23 protein-coding genes and 1 riboswitch are annotated in these 23,744 nt (G+C 36.2%); of the genes, 19 read left to right on the top strand and 4 right to left on the bottom strand.

The features are described from left to right. Nucleotides 1-110: 110 nt before the first annotated feature. From rpoN to rnhC, 3 genes are all read right to left on the bottom strand, one after another. A complete protein-coding gene (gene rpoN / locus MHB48_RS13595) occupies nt 111-1,409 on the bottom strand; it encodes an RNA polymerase factor sigma-54 (RefSeq protein ID WP_342598560.1) in 1,299 nt (432 codons plus the stop codon). 175 nt (nt 1,410-1,584) lie between these two features. Next, entirely contained in the window at nt 1,585-2,088 is a 504-nt protein-coding gene (locus MHB48_RS13590) for a GNAT family N-acetyltransferase (RefSeq protein ID WP_342598559.1), read from the bottom strand. 16 nt (nt 2,089-2,104) lie between these two features. Next, on the bottom strand, nt 2,105-3,043 hold the full coding sequence (gene rnhC / locus MHB48_RS13585; RefSeq protein ID WP_342598558.1) for a ribonuclease HIII: 939 nt from the start codon (nt 3,041-3,043) through the stop codon (nt 2,105-2,107). 77 nt (nt 3,044-3,120) lie between these two features. Here rnhC and zapA point away from each other — a divergent pair, with 77 nt between their 5' ends. The 13 genes from zapA to MHB48_RS13520 all read left to right on the top strand — a co-directional run bounded on the left by zapA (nt 3,121) and on the right by MHB48_RS13520 (nt 18,361). Continuing rightward, nucleotides 3,121-3,381 carry a cell division protein ZapA gene (zapA, locus tag MHB48_RS13580; RefSeq protein WP_340922220.1) on the top strand — a complete coding sequence of 87 codons (261 nt, stop codon included), beginning with the start codon at nt 3,121-3,123 and terminating at the stop codon, nt 3,379-3,381. Nucleotides 3,382-3,385: 4 nt separating this feature from the next. After that, on the top strand, nt 3,386-3,928 hold the full coding sequence (locus MHB48_RS13575) for a CvpA family protein (protein WP_342598557.1): 543 nt from the start codon (nt 3,386-3,388) through the stop codon (nt 3,926-3,928). A gap of 144 nt (nt 3,929-4,072) precedes the next feature. After that, nucleotides 4,073-5,776, top strand: a complete 1,704-nt coding sequence (polX, locus tag MHB48_RS13570) for a DNA polymerase/3'-5' exonuclease PolX (RefSeq protein ID WP_342598556.1) — start codon at nt 4,073-4,075, stop codon at nt 5,774-5,776. A gap of 15 nt (nt 5,777-5,791) precedes the next feature. Then, complete coding sequence (locus MHB48_RS13565) at nt 5,792-8,155, top strand: endonuclease MutS2 (protein WP_342598555.1); 2,364 nt, start codon at nt 5,792-5,794, stop codon at nt 8,153-8,155. A gap of 182 nt (nt 8,156-8,337) precedes the next feature. Continuing rightward, nucleotides 8,338-8,748: a DUF350 domain-containing protein gene (locus MHB48_RS13560; protein WP_342601385.1), complete on the top strand. Its 411-nt coding sequence runs from the start codon at nt 8,338-8,340 to the stop codon at nt 8,746-8,748. A 300-nt stretch (nt 8,749-9,048) separates the two neighbouring features. Next, nucleotides 9,049-10,746, top strand: a complete 1,698-nt coding sequence (locus tag MHB48_RS13555; protein WP_342598554.1) for an AMP-binding protein — start codon at nt 9,049-9,051, stop codon at nt 10,744-10,746. 87 nt (nt 10,747-10,833) lie between these two features. After that, nucleotides 10,834-11,412, top strand: a complete 579-nt coding sequence (locus tag MHB48_RS13550; protein ID WP_342598553.1) for a TetR/AcrR family transcriptional regulator — start codon at nt 10,834-10,836, stop codon at nt 11,410-11,412. A gap of 165 nt (nt 11,413-11,577) precedes the next feature. After that, nucleotides 11,578-12,351: an enoyl-CoA hydratase gene (locus MHB48_RS13545; RefSeq protein ID WP_342598552.1), complete on the top strand. Its 774-nt coding sequence runs from the start codon at nt 11,578-11,580 to the stop codon at nt 12,349-12,351. Nucleotides 12,352-12,399: 48 nt separating this feature from the next. After that, nucleotides 12,400-13,173: an electron transfer flavoprotein subunit beta/FixA family protein gene (locus MHB48_RS13540; protein WP_342598551.1), complete on the top strand. Its 774-nt coding sequence runs from the start codon at nt 12,400-12,402 to the stop codon at nt 13,171-13,173. A gap of 87 nt (nt 13,174-13,260) precedes the next feature. Beyond that, on the top strand, nt 13,261-14,238 hold the full coding sequence (locus MHB48_RS13535; RefSeq protein ID WP_342598550.1) for an electron transfer flavoprotein subunit alpha/FixB family protein: 978 nt from the start codon (nt 13,261-13,263) through the stop codon (nt 14,236-14,238). Between the two features lie 429 nt (nt 14,239-14,667). Further along, nucleotides 14,668-14,982, top strand: a complete 315-nt coding sequence (trxA, locus tag MHB48_RS13530; protein ID WP_340922201.1) for a thioredoxin — start codon at nt 14,668-14,670, stop codon at nt 14,980-14,982. A gap of 50 nt (nt 14,983-15,032) precedes the next feature. Continuing rightward, nucleotides 15,033-16,823 (top strand): excinuclease ABC subunit UvrC, encoded by a 1,791-nt coding sequence (gene uvrC / locus MHB48_RS13525; RefSeq protein WP_342598549.1) that lies wholly within the window; start codon nt 15,033-15,035, stop codon nt 16,821-16,823. A gap of 42 nt (nt 16,824-16,865) precedes the next feature. Next, nucleotides 16,866-17,044, top strand: a riboswitch (Lysine riboswitch). Between the two features lie 96 nt (nt 17,045-17,140). Further along, entirely contained in the window at nt 17,141-18,361 is a 1,221-nt protein-coding gene (locus tag MHB48_RS13520) for an aspartate kinase (RefSeq protein ID WP_342598548.1), read from the top strand. 59 nt (nt 18,362-18,420) lie between these two features. Here the strand turns inward: MHB48_RS13520 and MHB48_RS13515 are convergent, their stop codons facing one another. Beyond that, entirely contained in the window at nt 18,421-18,828 is a 408-nt protein-coding gene (locus tag MHB48_RS13515) for a YslB family protein (RefSeq protein WP_342598547.1), read from the bottom strand. 293 nt (nt 18,829-19,121) lie between these two features. Here MHB48_RS13515 and MHB48_RS13510 point away from each other — a divergent pair, with 293 nt between their 5' ends. From MHB48_RS13510 to MHB48_RS13485, 6 genes are all read left to right on the top strand, one after another. Then, nucleotides 19,122-19,733: a succinate dehydrogenase cytochrome b558 subunit gene (locus MHB48_RS13510; RefSeq protein ID WP_342598546.1), complete on the top strand. Its 612-nt coding sequence runs from the start codon at nt 19,122-19,124 to the stop codon at nt 19,731-19,733. A gap of 48 nt (nt 19,734-19,781) precedes the next feature. After that, the gene (sdhA, locus tag MHB48_RS13505) at nt 19,782-21,542 is read left to right on the top strand and encodes a succinate dehydrogenase flavoprotein subunit (protein ID WP_342598545.1); all 1,761 of its coding nucleotides are present in this window, start codon (nt 19,782-19,784) and stop codon (nt 21,540-21,542) included. 2 nt (nt 21,543-21,544) lie between these two features. Continuing rightward, nucleotides 21,545-22,321 (top strand): succinate dehydrogenase iron-sulfur subunit, encoded by a 777-nt coding sequence (sdhB, locus tag MHB48_RS13500; RefSeq protein WP_342598544.1) that lies wholly within the window; start codon nt 21,545-21,547, stop codon nt 22,319-22,321. Nucleotides 22,322-22,460: 139 nt separating this feature from the next. Next, entirely contained in the window at nt 22,461-22,913 is a 453-nt protein-coding gene (locus tag MHB48_RS13495) for a thioesterase family protein (RefSeq protein WP_342598543.1), read from the top strand. Nucleotides 22,914-22,968: 55 nt separating this feature from the next. Continuing rightward, nucleotides 22,969-23,199, top strand: coding sequence for a LuxR C-terminal-related transcriptional regulator (locus MHB48_RS13490; RefSeq protein ID WP_340922185.1), 231 nt, complete (start codon nt 22,969-22,971; stop codon nt 23,197-23,199). 77 nt (nt 23,200-23,276) lie between these two features. Further along, the gene (locus MHB48_RS13485; RefSeq protein ID WP_342598542.1) at nt 23,277-23,741 is read left to right on the top strand and encodes a MarR family transcriptional regulator; all 465 of its coding nucleotides are present in this window, start codon (nt 23,277-23,279) and stop codon (nt 23,739-23,741) included. The last annotated feature ends 3 nt before the right edge of the window (nt 23,742-23,744 follow it).

The following is a 23,744-nucleotide window of genomic DNA, read 5'->3' as shown; positions in this document are numbered from 1 at the left end:
TTTAGTTAATAGTCAAATAAAAGTAATGTATACCATTAGAAAAAGAGGTTATGGGTGAAAATTGAAGTGCACCCGAAACCTCTTTTTCTTTTGAATAGAAACTCTAAACCCTAAAGATCTATTTCTTTACGTAGATTGGAAGAAGGAATATTAAGTTCTTCTCGGTATTTACTAATAGTTCTTCTAGAAATGGTAACCCCTTTTTCAGTGTTAAAATAATCTGCTATTTTTTGATCTGATAAAGGTTTACATTTGTTTTCTTTCTTAATAATTTTTTCTAAAAGGTCTTTAACTTCCGTTTGTGAAATGGAATTTCCGTCTATCGTTTCTAATTTGGATGTAAATAACTTCCGAATGTCAATCGAGCCTCGAGGGGTCTGGATAACTTTGTTCATAGTTGCTCTACTAACGGTTGACTCATGCATTTCAATTTCAGTGGCTACTTCTTTTAATGTTAAAGGCTTTATTGAGCGAACTCCTTCTATAAAAAACTTTTCTTGTTTTTTCAGAAGTACTTCGACTATCTTCAAGATAGTAATACGACGTTGCTCTATACTGTTTAATAACCATTTGTAGCTAGTGAATTGATTGCTAATATATTTGGACGTTTCATCTTCTAAGTTAAGTAGATTCGAGTACTGGTTGTTAAAATGAATTTCTGGTAAATAACTTTCATTTAAGTAATAGACAAGATTTCCATCCTTGTATTCAACAATGATATCTGGATTTAAATATTCTACTGAAAAATCAGAAATATCAGAGCATGGGTTTGGATTAAGTGTTTGAATGAAATCATACGTTTCTTTTACACTTGCTAATGAAATCCTCATACAACGTGCGATATCGTTCCATTTTCTATTCGCTAATAGATCTAAATGATTTTCGATTAGGGTTTTCGCTAATTTTTTTTCCGGATATTCGTATGTTATTTGCAAGAGCAAACATTCCTTCAAACTTCTTGCGCCTATTCCAATAGGTCCAATCTGTTGCAGAAGATGAATCCCTTTTTCAATAGTAGTTTCATCAAAAAGTTCGTTTTCCTTTAAACGTAAATAGCCATTATCATCTAAATTGTTGATGAGATACTTAAGAAGTTGTTGATTTTGTTTATTTCTAAAAAGAAACTTAGCTTGTTCATATAATTTATGTCTCATTCCAATGTCATTACTTTTTACAAAGTCAATAAGTTGCTGAGATGAACTGGTTGATATAGTTTTACCTTTCCATTTTTCCGAATCTATAAAATTATTTGTGCGTTCTACCAATTCTATTAATGGGTTTTCTAACTCTTGTTCTTTTATGTATTGATAAAGATCGTAAGTGGAATATTGTAATAATTCAATTGCCTGTCTTAATTGAAAAGTCATGACAAAACCTAGTTCTTGTTTTTGTTTAAGAACGAGTTCCATGTTATCCTCCTCCTTAACGCCTACATTTTTATACCTTATTATACTACAGTTTAACATTTTTATTAATATAAAATTAGAATATTTAGAATTATAAAAATGGAATTATACGAAAAATAAAGACTGTAGATAAGCGTATACGGTACGCTAATTCCACAGTCTATCTCAATTTTTTACATTATATTACGTATTCAAAGTATGGCTCTTCTTGCTCCGTATCATCAAAGTATCTCATCTCTTTAAATCTAAAACCAACCTTTTCCAAAATCTTTAAAGAGCCTTCATTTTCTGGGCTCGCTGAGGCTGTCACTAGTTGTACATCCCCATGGTTTTTAGCTACTTCCAAGCAAGCATTTGCAGCTTCCGTTGCGTAACCTTTTCCCCAAGAATTTTTACTAAAATGATAAATTAATTCTACTTCAATTAATGAACCAGATGTATTAAATCCAGCCGCTCCAATAATTTCATTGGTTTCTTTTTCTTTTACAGCGTAAACGGATAAACCATGGACATTATGACATTTGCGATATCCTTCGATAACTTTATGCAATACTTCATGGGAAGCAGGTCCAGCGCATAGTGTCATCACTTCTTCATCTCCCCAAAATTGTTTAGATGACTCTAAATGGGCGTCCTCAAACACACATAAATACAAACGCTCTGTTTCATAAACGATTTCCATGTAGTCCCTCCGTATACTAAAATTTTCTTTTATTTGCAAGCTTCATTGCTTTTTGTGTATTCGCAAAATGCCATTTTGTAATGGACTTTAAAAATGCTTCTCCATGCTTCAAATATATACTTGCTGCGATTTCATCCACTTTTGCACTGGCACCTTTTGGGATGGTTGTATTTGCCAATTCGCTTAGACGGTCCATTTCTTTTAAGAATGCATATCTTGCAATAATGGAAGCAGCGGCAACAGAAACGTGCAACTGTTCTGCCTTTGTAGAGAACAGTACATTTTCACGTATGATTTCTTTTTCGGCTTTAATATGATTATAATAAATGCCTCGTTCAGCGAACTGATCAATTAAAATATGCGCAGGTTTTTCAGGGGCCATTTTACTCAACACATGCTTAAGTGCTTGGTTGTGCATCAGTGCTTTTATTTTTCCTTGGGACCAACCTCGTCCCTGTATAGTATTATATTTTTCATTTTTTAAAACAAGAACGCTATGGGTTAAAGTGGCCATTAAATCCGGGGCCATTTTACGCATAACCTCATCTGTTAGCATTTTGGAATCTTTCACTCCAAGCTCTTTAATGAGTTCAATTTGATCTGCCCTTACAAAACATGCAGCAACTGTTATTGGTCCGAAGTAATCTCCTGTTCCTGTCTCATCTGAACCAACGACCGATAGAGAGGTGAAACTTGGTGGTAATGTATCACCTTTTGTCGTGCCACTATTTACTTTTTCTACTGATTTGCTGGTAGTTCCCCAAAGAGAAGCTTCACGTGCTGCTCCATTACCTTGAAACATGACTTTGCCAGATTTATAGACAGTAACTGCTGTATCTACGATTTTTGCTGCAAACACGACACCTGGTGCTGATCTTTCTACTTTGTATTTTAGATAGTGAGCTTTTACTTTTTCTATTTCATGTGGTTGTAAAACTAGGACTTCATTTGCCATTCGTTTGTTCCTTTCTTCACATCGTAATCTATTTCGTGTATTATTATAAATAGGAATTTCTGGGGGAGGGTACGTCTTTGTCAGAACAACAAAAAACACGAATTTCTGTTGATATATATGGACAGAATTATAAAATAGTAGGTTCCGAATCTTCGGGTCATATGAGACTTGTAGCCTCCATGGTGGATGATAAGATGAGAGAGATTCATTCTCATAATGGTCAACTAGATATTGCGAAGCTTTCAGTGCTTACTGCTGTAAATGCAGTGCATGATTATATAAAAATAAAAGAACAACTAGAGTTTTTAGAAGAAGAATTGAAAAGGTTAAAGGACTGAAAAAATGATAGATATAATAATACTTATATTACTTGTAGCTGGTTTTATAACTGGTGCAAGGCGAGGACTAATTGTCCAACTTATTCATATGACTGGTTTTATAATCGCACTTATAGTGGCTTACACATATTATAAACCACTTGCAGAGAAATTTGTGTTATGGATTCCGTTTCCAGCAATAACTACTGGTTCAAAGTTAACAATTGCAGTGGACAGCTTAGATCTTGATCAAACTTTTTATCGAATTATTGCGTTTGCCATTATTTTTATTGCGGTTAAATTTGCACTACAATTACTCGCGTCGATGTTTGATTTTTTAAAGTATTTGCCAATACTAGGTTTTGTTAGCAATATTGCGGGGGCCATTTTAGGATTTATCGAGTTTTATTTTATTATGTTTGTTCTACTATACGTATTGGCCCTTTTACCAATTGATTTGATACAGAATCTAATAGCTAACTCCGTTTTAACAGGATGGATGCTTGAACATACGCCGATATTATCAGAACTAGTAAAAAAATGGTGGTTTATTTATATAGAAAAGTAACTTCAGTAACTTTGCTCAGATAATCTGTGAACAATGATTCTACCGCAAATTGTACACTAAAAACAACAGTAAAATATTTCAGCGTCTCTAATAAAAACTTCTCTCAGTAGAGGGAAGTTTTTTTGAATGAAAGGAGTCCTAGTGATGGATAAAAAGACGATTATTAAAACATTAGAAAAAATTGCTTTATATATGGAACTACAAGGTGAAAATCCTTTTAAAGTGTCTGCTTTTCGTAAAGCGGCGCAAGTATTAGAATTAGATGCACGAAGCCTTTCAGAAATGGACAATATCTCCTCCTTAAAAGGTATAGGGGCTGCCACGGGTGCAGTTATAGAAGATTTAATGACAACTGGGGAATCCTCTTTATTAAAGGAACTACAAAATACCGTGCCTAGTGGATTACTTCCGATGTTAAAAATACCTGGACTTGGTGGCAAGAAAATCGCCAAGTTATATAAAGAATTACAAATAGATTCCATTGATACCTTAAGGGTAGCTTGTGAGGAAGGTAAAGTACAAGTACTTGCAGGATTTGCTGCAAAAACAGAAGAGAAAATACTAGCAGAGTTAGCAAACTTTCAATCAAAACCGGAACGAACTGCAGTTTGGCAGCTAGAACCAATCGTGGAATTAATAGAAAATACATTAACTGCTATTCCTTTGATAGCAAAATTTTCGGTAGCAGGCTCTTATCGAAGAGTAAAAGAGGCCAGCAAAGACATCGACTTTATTATTGCTACTAGCTCTCCTCAAGAAGTTCGAGAAGAACTATTAAAAAAGCTTCCCGTGTTAAAGGTAATAGCAGCTGGGGATACGAAAGTATCGGTTACATTGGACGTAGAAAACGAAGTAGATGTAGACTTTAGACTAGTGGAATTACATCAATTTGCTTCTGCGCTAAACCATTTTACGGGTTCAAAAGATCATAATATTAAAATGAGACAAATTGCAAAAGACCAAGGAAAGAAAATTAGTGAATATGGTGTAGAGCTTGAGGATGGAACAGTGGAGCATTTTGAGTCTGAGCAGAATTTCTACGCTTATTTTGACTTGCCTTTTATTCCTCCTACTGTTCGAGAAGATGGTTCGGAATTTACAAAGCTCGATCAATTGCCATTCCTCGTTGCGTTAGATGATATTCAAGGTGATTTTCATATGCATTCCACATGGTCTGATGGGGCACACTCGATAGAAGAAATGGTGGAAGCTTGTTTAGCAAAAGGGTATTCCCATATCGTCATTACAGATCACTCAGACTATTTAAAAGTTGCGAATGGTCTCTCAAAAGAGCGATTATTAAACCAAATCGAAACGATTCGAGCATTAAACGCCAAGTATACAAATATCGAAATTTTTGCAGGAACAGAAATGGACATTCTTCCGGATGGTTCGCTTGATTTTGATGATGAATTATTAAAGCAATTAGATTTTGTAATTGCTTCGATCCATTCCAGTTTTAGTCAGCCACAAGAAAAGATTATGGAGCGACTATTAAATGCAGTCAAAAATCCATATGTGCATATGATTGCGCATCCAACAGGTAGAATTATTGAACAGCGTAATGGCTATAATCCAGATGTCCCTACACTCATTGAGTGGGCAAAGGAATATGGAAAAATTTTAGAGTTAAATGCCAATCCGTACCGTTTGGATTTACAAACTGATTATTTAAAGATAGCACAAGAAAAAGGTGTACCAATTGCAATTAATACAGATGCACACCATATCAATCAATTAAAATACATGGACATTGGTGTCCGATATGCACAAAAAGCGTGGCTTCACAAAGATAATGTCGTGAACACATGGTCATTAGAAAAATTTAAGCAATTCATAAAGAAATAAATAGGAGGTGCCTTAGTGATAGCTGAAAGAGCACTGAAAACATTAGAATATTTTAAAATACGAGAAGAAGTTTCGAAATACTGTACTTCTTCCATCGGAAAAAGTCATATAGATAAACTTGTACCATCTGTCGATTTTGCAGAAGTGGCAAAGCTTTTAGAAGAAATGGATGAAGGATTATCGGTTCTTCGACTAAGAGGAAATGTACCAATGGGCGGGATTACAGATATTCGTCCTCATGCAAAACGCGCACAAATTGGTGGTATGCTAAGTCCCGTCGAATTAATGGAAACAGCTAGTACCATTCGAGCAAGTAAAATTCTCCGTCTATTTTTAGAAAATGTAGCAGAATCAGAGGATGTAGCAATCCCTCATTTTATTGAGAAAAAAGACGCAATGCCAATATTAACTGCACTAGAGCATGAAATAAATGATTGCATCGATGAAAATGGTTCTGTTTTAGACAGTGCGAGCAGTACATTGCGTTCAATTCGCCAGCAATTACGAATCCAAGTTAGTCGAGTTCGCGAAAAATTAGAAAGCTATACGCGAGGTGCAAATGCATCTAAAATGCTTTCCGATTCGATTATTACCATTCGAAATGACCGATATGTTATTCCGGTAAAATCTGAATATCGAAGCCATTATGGTGGGATAATTCACGATCAGTCTTCTTCTGGGCAAACTCTATTTATTGAACCATCTGCAGTTGTGCAAATAAATAACGATATTCGCGGTTTAAAAATAAAAGAACAAGAAGAGATTGACCGTATTTTAATTAGATTAACGGCAGAAGTAGAAGTAGTAGGACATGAAATATTCCTATTAGTCAATATTCTAGGGGAAATTGATGTCATTTTGGCGAAAGCAAAATATGGACAAGCTGAAAAGTGTACGATGCCTAAAATTAATAATAGTGGATATATCCGTTTAGTTAAAGCAAGACATCCACTCATTTCGGTTGATCATGCAGTGACAAATACGATTGAATTTGGAAAAGATATTACGGCAATCGTCATTACAGGACCTAATACAGGTGGTAAAACCGTGACGCTTAAAACAGTTGGACTATGTACATTGATGGCGCAAAGTGGGATTCCTATACCTGCATTAGACGGTTCAGAAGTGGCATTATTTGAATCAGTATTTGCAGATATCGGAGATGAGCAATCCATCGAGCAAAGTCTAAGTACATTTTCATCACACATGGTCAATATTGTGGATATTTTGAAGAAATATGATGAAAAATCATTGATATTATTTGATGAGCTTGGAGCTGGAACAGATCCTCAAGAAGGAGCAGCTCTTGCAATTTCTATTTTAGATGCAGTGCACGGAACAGGCGCGCGGGTGATGGCTACAACACATTATCCTGAGCTTAAAGCATATGGATATAATCGTCCTGGAGTGGCAAACGCAAGTGTAGAATTTGATATTGAAACGTTAAGTCCTACTTATAAATTACTAATAGGTGTCCCTGGGCGTAGTAATGCTTTTGAAATCTCCGAGCGCCTTGGTCTTCCGGGTCATATTATTTCGCAAGCACAAACATTTACTGGAACCGACCGCGGAGAAGTGAATTCCATGATTGCTTCATTAGAAGATAGTCGTAGACAAGCCGAAAAAGATGCGGAAGAAACAGAAGTAAGATTAGAAGAAGCCAAACAAATACAAGAAGATTTAGAAAAAAGATTAGCTGAGCTCGATGAGAAAAAAGAGAAATTAGAGCAAAAAGCAAAAGATAAAGCGCGAAAAATTGTAGACGATGCACGTCGTGAAGCAGATGAAATTATTATTGAGCTGCGAAAAATGCAAGCGAATACCCATAAACTCGTAAAAGAGCATGAACTAATTGATGCTAAAAAACGTTTAGAAGAGGCACTTCCGAACAATCCAGTTCTTAAAAAGCAAAAGAAACTCAACGAACTTGGTAAAGAACTGAAATCCGGAGATGAAGTGAAGGTTCTAAGTTTTGGTCAAAGAGGAACATTATTAGATAAACTTTCTAATTCTGAATGGTCAGTTCAAATTGGTATGTTAAAAATGAAACTCGATGAGTCTGATTTAGAATATATAAAGCCGGAAAAACAAAAACAAACTGTTTCTGTCAATGCTGTTCGTGGTAGAGATTCACATGTGAAACTCGAGCTTGATCTTCGTGGAGAGCGATATGAGGATGCCATAATTCGAACAGAAAAATATCTAGACGATGCCATTCTTTCAAATTACCCGCGTATTTCCATTATTCATGGAAAAGGGACAGGTGTTTTAAGACAGGCGATTCAACAGTACTTAAAAAATCATTCTCGTGTCAAAAGCTACCGTTTTGGTGAAGCAGGAGAAGGTGGACATGGTGTAACGGTTGTTGAATTAAAATAATAGCCTCTGTTATATTAGGCTGTCGTTTTTTAGAAGCATAAATTATTGACGAAAATTCGCGGAAAGCGAGCGGATTTTCGTCAATAACAACAGGATCGTTTATCATAGCCAAATAATAAAATAAATGAAACCTTTTATCGGTCAAACCGTATAGAAAGAAAAGTGTAAAAGGGGTTATTATGTTGCTACTATCTAGTTTTTGGTCAAACCCACTAGTGGAGTCTGCTGGTTATTTTAGTGTAGTCATTTTATGTTTAGTAGTATCAATGGTTTTATTTGAGATTGTGACGAAATATAAAAACTGGCAAGAAATCAAAAACGGGAATATTGCAGTTGCTTTGGCAACTGGAGGAAAAATCTTTGGTGTTTGTAATATTTTCAGCTATTCAATTGAACAGCATAATTCATTATTTGAAATGATTGGCTGGGGACTATTTGGATTCTCCCTGTTAATAGTGGCATACTGGTTATTTGAATTTCTAACACCGACTTTTAATGTTGATAAAGAAATAGAAAATGATAATCGTTCCGTTGGATTAATTTCTCTTATTATTTCCGTTGGCTTATCATTTGTTATTGGTGCAAGTATTTAACTTAATTCAGCAAAAATGTTTTTTGTATTTGATTAGGAGCGATCTAGATGGAGAAATTGTCGAAAATTTTAATTGCTGTAGGCATACTTTTTGTTGCCATCGGAATAATATATGTTGTAATGAATTAATAGAATGAGTTATCAACTCATTCAGAGACTGTTAGTAACGCTTCCACTCATGTAAATGAATAAGCGAATTCAAGCAGTCTCTTTTTTATGTAAAGAATTGAATTGTCATTCATTTTTATCTATAATAAAAATATTAATATTCTTATTATTAAAAATAAAAGGGGGCAATAAGTTGACTGAAAAACCATGGCTGGCACATTATCCACCGGAAATATCGCATACGCTTAACTATGAATCTATTCCAGTTCACGAATATTTAACGCGAGCATACAAGAAATTTCCACTGAAAGTAGCCATTCATTTTTTGGGAAGAGATGTATCATACAAAGAGCTATATGAATCGTCGTTGAAATTTGCTAATTATTTGAAGTCGTTAGGTATTCAAAAAGGGGACAGAGTGGCAATCATGTTACCAAATTGTCCGCAAGGGGTAATAGGCTATTACGGAGCTTTATTTGCAGGGGCAATTGTAGTACAAACAAACCCACTTTATACAGAACGAGAAATATCGTATCAAATGAAAGACTCAGGAGCTAAAGTAATTTTAGCATTAGATATTTTGTTTCCTCGAATTTCAAAAGTAATCAAAGACACAGATTTAGAAAATATTATACTAACAGGTATTAAAGATTATTTACCGTTTCCGAAGAGCCTCGTTTATCCCTTCATTCAAAAGAAACAATATGGATTTAGTGTGAAGGTAGAACATCGAGGAATGAATCATTTATTCACTGAAATAATGAAGGTTGCGAAACCAAGTCCAATCGAAATGCCTTTTGATTTTGAAGAAGATATTGCACTGTTACAATATACTGGTGGAACGACAGGATTTCCGAAAGGTGTTATGCTAACCCACAAAAACTTAATATCTAATGCGTCCATGTGCAACGCATGGCTGTACAAATGTAAAGAAGGCGAAGAAAGTATTTTAGGGATTTTACCATTCTTCCATGTGTATGGGATGACTGCAGTTTTAATACTTTCTGTTCTGTTAGGAAATAGAATGATATTATTACCAAAGTTCGATGTAGAAACAGCGCTTAAAACAATTGATAAGCAAAAGCCAACCTTGTTTCCAGGGGCGCCTACTATATACATTGGTATTCTAAACCATCCGGATGTTCAAAAATATGATTTGTCTTCTATTGTTGCTTGTTTAAGTGGTTCAGCAGCTTTACCGGTAGAAATTCAAGATAAATTTGAAAAAGTTACTGGTGGTAAATTAGTAGAAGGTTATGGGCTAACAGAAACTTCACCTGTAACTCATGCAAATTTAATTTATAGCGATCAACGCGTAAAAGGTTCTGTAGGCATTCCTTGGCCGGATACAGAATCGGTTATTTTAGGAGTAGAATCTACAACCCCTCTTCCACCTGGTGAAATTGGAGAAATTGCAGTAAGAGGTCCACAAGTTATGAAAGGCTATTGGAACCGTCCGGAAGATACAGAAATGACGATGCGAGATGGATGGTTTTTAACAGGGGATTTAGGTTACATGAATGAAAGCGGTTACTTTTTTATTGTCGATCGTAAAAAAGATTTAATTATTGCTGGCGGGTATAATATTTATCCTCGAGATGTAGAAGAAGTACTTTACGAACATCCGGCTATTCAGGAATGTGTTGTGGCAGGAGTACCAGATCCATATCGCGGTGAAACGGTTAAAGCATATATCGTACTAAAAGATGGAGTCGCTACAACGGAAGAGGAGTTAGATAAGTTTTGTCGTGAAAACTTAGCAGCTTTTAAAGTTCCGAGAATATATGAATTTAGAAAAGAGTTGCCGAAAACAGCAGTTGGTAAAATATTGAGAAGAAACCTAATAGAAGAAGAAAAAGAAAAATTGAAACAAGTGGCATTAGAGAGTTAATTGTTTATTGACATAATAGAAAATTAAATATAATATAAAAATATGAATGAATCATCATTCATATTTTTATTTTTGGGGCTGAATTCAATGAAAAAAGATAAACCTAAGTATAAGCAAATTATTGACGCTGCGATTATCGTCATTGCAGAAAATGGATATCATCAGTCGCAAGTTTCTAAAATTGCCAAGGAAGCTGGTGTAGCAGACGGGACGATTTACTTATACTTCAAAAACAAAGAAGATATATTAATATCCGTATTTGAAGAAAAAATGGAGATGTTCGCTAATAATTTACAAGAAATAATAAAAGAAGATGTGAGCGCTTCAGAAAAATTATATAAGATGATTGAAAATCATTTTAAGGTACTTGCTAGCAATCATCACTTAGCAACTGTCACGCAATTGGAGCTGCGACAATCAAATCTTGCTTTACGTTTACGTATAAATGCCATTTTAAAAAACTATTTAGTTTTCCTAGAAACCATACTAAAAGAAGGCATCGAAAAGGGAGAATTTGAAAATAACTTAGATATTCGCTTAGCAAGACAAATGGTTTTTGGTACAATTGATGAGACGACAACTACTTGGGTCATGAATGAATATAAATATAATTTAGTTGACCTAACAGAAAAAGTACATCGTCTATTGTTAAAGGGGATAAAGTGAAACTTCCATCAGTGGGGGGGTCTTCATCCCCCACTGATGGTTAGTTGAACCAATCGGGGTTTTACAGGTTGTTTATCCCCACCTATTTTCTCTCGCAAAATTTGTGGTGGGGGTATTACAGCCTGTTAAGCCGTGATAAAAGCATAACAAAGGGGAAGTGAGCAAATGGAATTTTTATCATGGACTATTGAAGATCATGTAGCGATAGTTACGCTTAATCGTCCACCAGCTAATGCATTAGCTAGCGGAGTTATTCTAGAAATAAATAGCTTTCTAGACGATGTAGCAAATGATGATACCGTTCGAGTTGTTTTACTTAAAGGAGAAGGAAGATTCTTTTCTGCAGGAGCAGATATAAAGGAATTCACTTCTATATCAACAGGAGAAGAATTTTCGGAATTAGCTACAAGTGGGCAATTAATTTTCGAAAAACTTGAAACATTCCCAAAACCAGTGATTGCTGCAATTCATGGTGCTGCACTTGGTGGAGGTCTGGAATTAGCGATGAGCTGTCATATTCGACTTGTTTCGGAAAATGCAAAGCTTGGCCTTCCTGAATTACAGTTGGGGTTAATCCCTGGCTTTGCTGGAACACAGCGTCTTCCACGTTATGTTGGATTTGCAAAGGCGGCAGAAATGCTGTTAAGTAGCGATCCGATTAGTGGGAGAGAAGCGGCTCAATTTGGCTTAGCGAATCATGCTTACCCAGAAGAAGAACTATTTGCTCGCGCAAAGGAACTAGCAACCAAAATTGCAAAGAAAAGTCCTGTAGCTGTAAAAGCTGCGCTAGAAATGCTTCAATATGTGAAACCAGCTTCTTACTATGAAGGTGTGAAAGCAGAAGCAAATGCTTTTGGAACGGTATTCGTTTCAGAAGATGCAAAAGAAGGTATTTCAGCGTTCTTAGAAAAAAGACAGCCTATTTTTAAAGGGAAATAATTACTTGTTGAGAAGGAAACAACACTATACACATTGGGGGATTTCTAAATGAATATTTATGTTTTAGTGAAACGTACATTTGATACAGAGGAAAAAATTGTCGTAAGCGGCGGTAAAATTCAAGAAGACGGTGCAGAATTCATCATTAACCCATATGACGAATATGCGATTGAAGAAGCAATTCAAGTTCGCGACGCACAGGGTGGAGAAGTAACTGTAATCACTATGGGTGGGGAAGATGCAGAGAAACAACTTCGCACAGCGCTTGCAATGGGAGCAGACAAAGCTGTTCTTATTAATTTAGAAGACGACGTAGAAGAAATGGACCAATTTACAGCTGCACAGATCATTTCTGAATACTTAAAAGATAAAAGTCCTGATTTAATTTTAGCTGGTAACGTTGCCATTGACGGTGGATCTGGACAAGTAGGCCCACGTGTTGCAGAATTATTAGGCATCAACTATGTAACAACAATTACAAACCTAGAAATAAACGGAACAACTGTTACGATTAAGCGTGACGTAGAAGGGGATACTGAAGTATTAGAAACTTCTTTACCACTTTTAGTAACTGCTCAACAAGGTTTAAATGAACCACGTTATCCTTCATTACCAGGAATTATGAAAGCGAAGAAAAAACCTTTGGATGAAATAGAATTAGATGATCTTGATATCGATGAAGACGAGGTCGTAGCTAAAACAGAAACCCTTGAGATTTATCTTCCTCCTAAAAAGGAAGCAGGAAAAGTATTAGAGGGCGAATTAGCTGACCAAGTGAAAGAGTTAGTTCACTTACTTCATTCGGAAGCAAAAGTCATTTAACTTGGTTTAACAGATGGTCACTTCTGGTAGCAACTGCTCCAAGGTGTATTTGATTCGAATTCATACTCAAACTGGGAGGAAAACAACATGTCTAAAAAAGTATTAGTATTAGGGGAAGCGCGTGAGGGTGCTTTACGTAATGTATCATATGAAGCTATTGCCGCTGCAAAGCAAATTTCTGATGGTGGGGAAGTAGTTAGTGTTCTACTAGGAGATTCAGTGAAAGAGCTAGCTGTTGAACTTGCTAAATATGGTGCTGACCGCGTGATCACTGTTGAGCACCCACATTTAAAACAGTATACATCAGACGGGTATGGCCAAGCTATACTTGCTGTCATTGAGCAGGAAAAACCAGGAGCGATAGTTTTCGGACATACTGCCCTTGGAAAAGACTTATCGCCAAAAATTGCAAGTAAATTACAAGTTGGTTTAGTATCTGACGTTACAGCTATTGAAGGGGAAGGCGATGAAGCTGTATACATTCGTCCAATCTATTCTGGTAAAGCGTTTGAGAAAGTTAAAGTAAAAGACGGAATCGAATTTATTACAATTCGTCCAAATAATATTGCTCCTCTTGCAAAAGATGATAGCAAAACAGGTGATGTCTCTTCCTTATCGGTAGATATAACGAACCTTCGTACCATTATCAAAGAGGTTGTTCGTAAATCTTCCGAAGGTGTAGATCTATCAGAAGCAAAAGTAGTTATTGCTGGTGGTCGTGGAGTGAAAAGTGAAGAAGGCTTTGCACCTTTAAAGGAGCTTGCAGCCGTGTTAGGTGGAGCAGTAGGTGCATCACGTGGAGCCTGTGACGCTGATTACTGTGATTACTCACTACAAATTGGCCAAACAGGTAAAGTAGTTACACCAGACCTTTATATCGCAGCTGGTATTTCAGGAGCAATCCAACATTTAGCTGGTATGTCTAACTCGAAGATAATCGTAGCAATCAATAAAGATCCAGAGGCTAATATTTTCAAAGTAGCAGACTACGGTATAGTTGGCGACCTATTTGAAGTAATTCCAATGCTTACGGAAGAATTTAAAAAACTAAAAGTGAATGCATAAGAAAATAGAAAGGTGTTCGCACCATTCTATTTAGTATAGATTTTACTCAGTTGTCACTTTCTTACAAAGAGTAGGCTGTGTTTTTAGAATTTGTGACGAAAATCCGTGAGACTCCTGCGGAAAAACGGGCTGCCAAGACCCCGCAACGAGCTTATAGGAACAAATCCTAAGTTCGCCACATCCATGTGGCAACGGATTTGTGACCAACATCCTGTTGCCCCGAGGAGGCTTGGAAGTTCGTCCGCGGAAAGCGAGCGGATTTTCGGCAGGTAACAACACTTTTTTTAACAGAGCCACTGATAAAAATGATACTCGGTTCTATTAAAAGGGCCGAGTTTTTTCATATTACTTGCCTGTAAGCTAAAATGTAGAAGTAGTGTTTTCTGTCTGCTATAATCTATTTATAGTTAAAAAAAGGAGGAAATTATAATGGCAATAGTTCACGGAACAGATCAAACTTTCAATCAAGATATAGAAGAAGGATTAGTATTAGTAGATTTTTGGGCAACATGGTGTGGACCTTGTAAAATGATTGCTCCTGTATTGGAAGAAATGGACGCTGAAATGAGCGATAAAGTCAAAATCGTAAAAGTAGATGTAGATGAAAATCAAGCAACTGCTAGCGAGTTTGGAATTATGTCGATTCCGACATTAGTATTATTCAAGGATGGTAAACCAGTAGACAAAGCTGTTGGATTCCAACCAAAAGAAGCATTAGTTCAATTTGTAGAAAAAAACGCATAATAATAAAACCGGGTCCTCTAAGGTCCCGGTTTTTTTAAACGGGTGATAAAATGAACGATTTAATTCAACAAAAATGTGCTATATTACCGGATCAACCTGGTTGTTATTTAATGAAGGACCGCCAAGGAACCATTATATATGTCGGTAAAGCAAAAATACTAAAGAATCGAGTGCGCTCTTACTTTACGGGGTCTCACGATGGAAAAACACAAAGATTAGTACAGGAAATAGTGGACTTTGAATATATCGTCACATCGTCTGATATAGAAGCATTAATTCTCGAGCTTCATCTTATTAAAAAACATGATCCGAAATATAATATTATGTTAAAAGATGACAAGACGTATCCATATATTAAAATCACGGCTGAGAAAAATCCAAAGCTAATCATCACGAGGCAAGTAAAGAAGGATAAGGGCAAATATTTTGGTCCTTATCCAAATGTACATGCTGCAAATGAAACGAAAAAGCTCCTTGATCGTTTATATCCTTTGCGAAAATGTCAAAAATTGCCTAACCAAGTTTGTTTATATTATCATATGGGACAATGTTTAGCTCCTTGCGTGAAAGAAATTGAAGATTCTGTTTATAAAGAAATGATTCAAGAAATCTCTAGTTTTTTAAACGGTGGGCATGCGAATGTAAAAAAGGACTTAACGGAAAAGATGCAGTCTGCAGCAGAACAATTAGAATTTGAACGTGCAAAAGAGTATAGAGATCAGATTGCACATATTGAAATGGTAATGGAAAAGCAAAAAATGACGATGAATGACTTCACAAATCGAGACATCTTTGGATATACGGTTGATAAAGGATGGATGTGTGTTCAAGTATTTTTTATTCGTCAAGGTAAATTAATCGAAAGAGATGTTTCACTATTCCCGATTTATCGTGATCCAGAAGAGGAGTTCCTGACATTTTTAGGTCAATTTTATGCCAAGCCAGAACATATTAAACCAAAAGAAATATTTGTTCCGATTAATACAGACTTGCATTTAGCTTCGGAGCTATTACAAATGAAAGTGATTATTCCGCAAAAAGGTACAAAAAAAGATTTAGTTGATTTGGCAGAAAAAAATGCAGTATTAGCATTAAGCGAAAAGTTTCATTTGATTGAAAGACGTGAGGAACGAACGATAGGTGCGGTAGAGGAATTAGGAGATATAATGGGGATTTCAACTCCAAATCGAATAGAAGCCTTTGATAATTCGCATATCCATGGTACGGACGCTGTTTCTGCTATGGTTGTTTTTGTAGATGGAAAAGCGTACAAAAAAGATTATCGTAAATATAAAACGAAGACTGCCGCGAAGCATGATGATTATGGTGCTATGAGAGAAGTTGTTCGTAGAAGATATACAAGAGTTCTAAAAGATCAATTACCTTTACCAGATTTAATCATTATTGATGGAGGGAAAGGACAAATAGAGGCTGCTCGTGAAATCATCGAAGATGAATTGGGCCTAGATGTTCCGATTGCTGGCCTTGCGAAAGATGGGAAGCACCAAACCTCTCAGCTTTTGTATGGAGACCCAATTGACATGATTCCGATGAAGCGTACGAGCGAAGCATTTTATTTACTCCAACGTATTCAGGATGAAGTGCACCGATTTGCTATTACATTCCATCGTCAACAACGTGGAAAGCATACAATAGCTTCTTCGTTAGACGGGATAGAAGGAATCGGACCAAAACGAAAAAAACTATTACTAAAGCATTTTGGATCTTTAAAGAAGATGGAAGCTGCTAGTAAAGAAGAGTATATAGATGCTGGACTTTCCAGTAAGCTCGCAGACGTTATGATAAATCATTTTAATAAAAATTCGTTGTCTTCAGAATAATGTTGTGTTATGGTTGAAACAATTTAATATTCACTATTCAAAAGTGAAGATAGAGGTGCGAATTAACAAGAGTACTCATCAGGAGGATGAAAAGTTCCTAGGATTGTTGAGAAAAGGGTTATTCGCCGAAATATAGAAAAGCTTTTCCTTTTCTATGTTGGTCCTGCATTTAAGAGATGTAGGATTGTCAGAATTTGATATTCTGGAGGGCTATCTCACATGGACAATTACTTTTTGACCGTGTATGAGACAATGCTTTTCACAATATGTGAAAAGCATTTTTTAATCCTTGCAGATAAAAAAGGGAGATAATGTTCATGAGTAAAATTGTTATGAAGTTTGGTGGTACCTCTGTTGGGACTACAGAAAAAATTGCACATGTAGCTAATCGAATACGCAAAGAAAAAGAAAAAGGTCATGATATTGTGGTTGTCGTTTCAGCAATGGGGAAAACGACAGATGAGTTAGTGAAACTAGCACATGAAATAACGGAAAGTCCCACTAAAAGAGAAATGGATATGCTGTTAACCACTGGAGAACAGGTAACGATGTCTTTACTTGCAATCCAATTAAATGCTTTAGACATTGATGCCATTTCTTTAACAGGTTGGCAAGCAGGCTTACAAACAGACAATGTATATAGAAATGCTCGAGTAGAAAATTTGGATGGCTCTAAAATTCTGAACTTGTTAGAGGAAGGTAAAGTAGTCATTGTTGCGGGATTTCAAGGGGTTTCAAGCGATGGAGAAATTACGACGCTTGGTAGAGGTGGATCAGATACAACTGCAGTAGCAATTGCTGTATCAATAGAGGCGGATATTTGTGACATTTATACAGATGTAGAAGGGGTATTCACTTCGGACCCACGATTCGTCCCAAATGCAAGGAAATTAGAGCAGTTGGAATATGACGAAATGCTTGAGCTTGCTAATTTAGGTGCAGGTGTATTGCATCCAAGAGCAGTGGAATTTGCAAAAAACTATAAAATTCCATTAAGAGTTCGTTCCAGCTATGTAGAAAATGAGGGTACTATTTTAAAGGAGGAAGTAGACGTGGAAAAAAATTTAGTAGTTCGTGGAGTAGCATTTGAATCGGATATTGTTCGATTAACGATAGAGTACGAAGTGCCTTTTAACGGTTCGTTAGCTTCTATCTTTACTACACTTGCTAATAATCATATAGATGTAGATATTATTGTTCAATCCATTGTAGATGGTGTAAAACCAACTGTTTCATTTTCTATCAAAAAAGAATCCTTATCAGAAGCAATTACAGTTTTAGAAACTCATAAAGAAGTGCTTGGTTTTACATTTGCTGATTTTGAGGTGGGTCTAGCAAAGGTTTCAATCGTTGGGTCTGGTATGGTTTCTAATCCTGGTGTCGCTGCACAAATGTTCGATCGTTTGCGTAAAGAAAATATTCCGGTGAAAATGGTGAGTACTTCTGAAATAAAAGTTTCCGTCGTGGTACCCCAACAAAATATGATTCTTGCAGCTAATGCTTTACACGATGAATTTAAATTAGGACTTAGCCAGTAAGAAGCGAAAAAAAGCAATGTACATAGTCTATGACATGTACATTGCTTTTCGTTGGATTATTAACTTTTTAAATCCCATTTAATATGAAAAGTAACGATTCCATTCTTTTTTAATTGTTCATCATAGCATTCAGTTAAGTAACCAGATATTTTTTGTTGTTGCTCTGCTAAGAAGCCAGCTTCTAGTCGGTGGCTGCGACTTATCCCGCTTTGGGGTAAATTATACGTATGTAATGTATAGTAAGCAGAATCCTTTGTTGTTTTATCGAGTTCTAGTGTACCCCATCCTGCTTCTTGGAAGAAAGAGATGGCTTCTTCCATCGAATAGAGTGGAAATTTGCGAGCAAGATCTTTTCCAGCCCAATATAATATGTCTTTTTCATGTTTTCCGAGAATAGAAGCAAGCACGTGGTCTCTTATTAATTCATATCCAAAGGAAGTTACATGTGAATGTTCTTTTTCATTCAAGTAGCAACCCATCTTTCCAAAAAAAATATTAATCTATCTTGTTTATTTTATCATAAATAAATTTGTCTTGGTAACCGAATAGTTTGTGAAAAAATAATTCAATCATTATAGGGGAATGAAAGTAGAAAGATTGCTGAAATAATTAATCCTGCCTTGACGCTCCAAAATGATGAGAGTACAATGGATATGTCATAAATTCGTAACATGAATATGTGAACAAGTGATGATGCCTATTGTTCTATTACGATAGTAATTCATCTTTGTCGAATGTAAATATGAGGGAGGTACCTGTTTTGTCGAAAGATCGCGAATTTTACATGCGCCGATTACATTCTTTATTAGGAATAATTCCTGTTGGATTGTTTGTGGCGCAACATTTAGTAATAAACCATTTTGCTACAAGAGGACCAGAGGCATTTAATGGTGCAACACATTTTATGGAGAGTCTTCCATTCAAATTAATGCTGGAGATTTTCGTAATTTACTTACCATTAATGTTCCATGCGTTTTACGGGATTTACATTGCATTTACTGCAAAAAATAATCCGAAAAACTTTGGAACACTTCGAAACTATTTGTTTATTTTACAACGTTTTACTGGGATTTTTCTTGTTGTATTCATCGCTTGGCATGTATTTGAAACAAGATTCCAAGCTGCTATTGGAGCAAAAGAAGTTAATTTTAATATGATGGCAGAGATATTATCAAATCCATGGATGTTAGGCTTCTATATTGTAGGGGTAGTTTCAGCTTCATTCCATTTAGCTAACGGTATTTGGTCATTCTTAGTTAAATGGGGTATTACTCAATCACCAAAATCACAACAAATTGCTACATATGTAACAATGGTAATCTTCTTAGCATTATCTGTAGTTGGTGTACAAGCTCTTTTAGCATTCGTATAAGGAACCCTCTACACATTCAACTACTATTAAATAAGGAGTGAGAATAGCATGGCAAAAAGTAAACTTATTGTTGTCGGCGGTGGTCTAGCTGGATTAATGGCAACAATGAAAGCAGCCGAAGATGGCACACACGTAGATCTATTTTCATTAGTTCCTGTAAAACGCTCACACTCTGTTTGTGCGCAAGGCGGTATTAACGGGGCTGTAAATACAAAAGGTGAAGGAGATTCACCAGCTGTACACTTAGATGACACTGTCTATGGTGGAGACTTCTTAGCAAACCAGAAACCAGTAAAAGCAATGACTGATGCTGCTCCTGGAATTATTAGCTTGTTTGACCGTATGGGTGTTATGTTCAACCGTACACCGGAAGGATTATTAGATTTCCGTCGTTTTGGTGGTACTTTGATGCACCGTACAGCATTTTCTGGTGCAACAACTGGTCAACAACTTCTATATGCTTTGGATGAGCAAGTGCGTCGTTTTGAAGTAGATGGTCTTGTTACGAAATTCGAAGGATGGGAATTCCTTGGTATAATAAAAGATAGTGAAGGTGTTTGTCGCGGTATTAAAGCGCAAAATCTTCAAACAATGGAAATTCGTGCTTTCCGTGGGGATGCAGTAATTATGGCTACTGGTGGACCTGGTATTATCTTTGGGAAAACGACGAATTCCATTATTAACACTGGTTCAGCAGCTTCTATCGTTTATCAACAAGGTGCATATTATGCAAATGGAGAATTTATTCAAATTCACCCAACTGCAATTCCTGGTGATGACAAATTACGATTAATGTCAGAATCTGCACGTGGTGAAGGTGGACGTATTTGGACTTACAAAGACGGCAAGCCTTGGTACTTCTTAGAAGAAAAATATCCTGCGTATGGTAACTTGGTTCCACGTGATATCGCAACACGTGAAATCTTTGACGTATGTGTTAACCAAAAACTTGGTATTAACGGAGAAAACATGGTGTATCTAGATCTTTCACACAAAGATCCTCATGAACTAGACGTAAAACTAGGTGGCATTATCGAAATTTATGAGAAATTCACAGGTGATGACCCTCGTAAAGTACCAATGAAGATCTTCCCAGCAGTTCACTATTCTATGGGCGGACTTTGGGTAGATGAAGATCAAATGACGAATATTCCTGGTTTATTTGCTGCAGGAGAATGTGATTATTCACAACATGGTGCAAACCGTTTAGGAGCAAACTCACTACTATCTGCTGTATTTGGAGGAAGTGTTGCTGGTCCTAATGCAGTAAAATATATGAAACACCTTGATACTCATGCTGAAGATATGGACGCTACTATTTTTGAAGCGGAAGTTAAACTTGAGCAAGAGAAATGGGATAAAACAATGGCGCTGTCAGGTACTGAAAATGCATACTTACTTCATAAAGAACTAGGTGAGTGGATGACAGACAATGTAACGGTTGTTCGTTACAATGACAAACTGGAAGCTACAGATAAAAAAATTCAAGAATTACTTGAACGATATGAACATATCAATATGAATGATACACAACAATGGTCGAACCAAGGTGCTTCATTTACTCGTCAATTGAAGAACATGTTATACTTAGCTCGCGTTATTACGATAGGAGCACTTCAACGTAACGAAAGCCGAGGAGCACATTACAAACCTGACTTCCCAGAGCGTAATGATGAAGAGTTCATGAAAACGACAATGGCAAAATTTGATCCTGCAACAGGGGCTCCAATTTTCCATTATGAAGAAATAGATGTATCTCTTATTGCACCTCGTAAACGTGATTATTCTTCTACGAAAGGAGAGAAATAATAATGGTTACAGCAACTGAAACGAAAAAAGTACAGATAGAAATTTTCCGCCAAGATACACCTGAATCCACACCATATTGGGAAAAATTCGAAGTGAACTGGCGTCCAAATATGAATGTTATTTCTGCTTTAATGGAAATTCGTCAAAATCCAGTAAACGCTGATGGAAAAGCTACTACTCCAGTAGCTTGGGATATGAGTTGTTTAGAAGAGGTTTGTGGAGCTTGTTCTATGGTTATTAATGGTCGTCCACGTCAATCATGTTCTGCTCTTATAGACCAATTGACTCAACCGATTCAATTAGCACCAATGAAAACATTCCCAGTAGTTCGTGACCTTCAAGTAGATAGAACACGTATGTTTGATGCTTTGAAAAAAGTAAAAGCATGGGTTCCGATTGATGGTTCTTACGATCTTGGAGAAGGTCCACGTATGCCGGAACGCAAACGTCAATGGGCATATGAATTATCAAAATGTATGACTTGTGGTGTATGTTTGGAAGCTTGTCCAAACGTAAACAGTGGTTCAAACTTTATAGGGCCAGCTCCACTTTCACAAGTTCGTCTGTTTAATGCGCATCCAACTGGGGCAATGAACAAAGATGAGCGCTTAAATGCAATTATGGGAGATGGAGGCCTTGCAAACTGTGGTAACGCACAAAACTGTGTAGTTGCATGTCCAAAAGGTATTCCTTTAACAACTTCTATCGCTGCTTTAAACCGCGATACAACAGTTCAAATGTTCAAAAACTTCTTCGGAAGCGATCATATGGTTGACTAATACTTTATTAGGAAGTCTGCGTAGAATATTATTCTATGCAGATTTTTTATTTCTCTGATACAATAAGTGCATAATTATCGGTTTTCAGAATGTTAAACCTGAAAAATCCACTAATAATTCAACGTAGGGGGATTAGTATATGAGACCTAGTTACATAGAAGATGCTGCGAGTTGGGAACAAGGATTTGCTTTTTACGCAGAGGTTAGCGTTCGTTTTTCAGAAACGGATATGTATGGACATTTAAATAATACTGTGACCTTTGCTTATTTTGAGTATGCACGCATTGAATACTTCAAACATATAAATCTAATGAACGATTGGTTAGATCCTAAGGGAGAAAAAATTCCTGTCGTGGCTGATTTGCAGTGTGATTATGTAAAACAGGTTTTCTTTGATGAAAAACTGCGTATATATGTGAAGGCAAATACAATTGGGTCCTCCTCTGTAGATATTCACTACATGGGTAAAGATGAAAAAGGGGAAATTGTTTTCACTGGTAGAGGGGCAATTGTTCAAATTGATAAGAAAACAGGAAAAGCATCAAAATGGACAGAAAAAGATAAAGAAGTTTTTCAAAAGAGTGTTAACTAGCCGTCACCTACTATCCTCATGCTACATACGTTAGTAGGAGAGTGGATAGGGGGCTATGGCATTGTACGATAGTAATCAGCATCGATCAATACTGACGAACAGAGAACGTCAAATTTTTCAATTACTAGTAGAGGATAATTCTACGAAAGATATTTCAGTAACGCTATCTATTAGTGAAAAAACTGTAAGAAACCATATTTCTAATACAATACAAAAGTTAGGGGTATCGGGAAGGTCACAAGCAATTGTTGAACTATTAAGATTAGGTGAATTATCCTTAAATTGATTTGAATCCTTGCCATTTTCCTCAGAACAAGTCACAATATTAAATAGTTAGTATTGTTTTGAGGAGTGAAGGATTATATGGCAGATGAAATAAATAGTATTAGACATGATCATAGTCAAGATGATGTTGCTTTTTTAGAAAAGGAACTCCGACATATATCAGGGATTATTAAGCAAAGAGGGCGTCAAATTTTAAATGCATATACTATTACGCCACCTCAGTTTGTAGCACTTCAATGGCTATTTGAACTTGGAGACATGACAATTGGTGATTTATCTAATAAAATGTATTTAGCTTTTAGTACGACGACAGATTTAATTGACCGAATGGAAAAAAGTGAACTTGTTCAACGAGTAAGAGATGAACAAGATCGTCGTGTCGTACGTATTCATTTATTAAAAGAAGGCGAACGAATCATCGAAGAAGTAATCGATAAACGACAACAGTACTTAAAAGATATACTAGATCAATTTGATCAAGACGAAGCAGCGAACCTAGCAATATTGTTAAAAAAGTTACACCAAGAGATGAAAAAGAACTGAGGA

The organism is Psychrobacillus sp. FSL H8-0483 (assembly GCF_038637725.1).
In the GTDB taxonomy this organism is placed as follows: domain Bacteria; phylum Bacillota; class Bacilli; order Bacillales_A; family Planococcaceae; genus Psychrobacillus.
The sequence above is the reverse complement of the archived record's forward strand: the minus strand, read 5'-3'. Positions and strand labels throughout refer to the sequence as shown.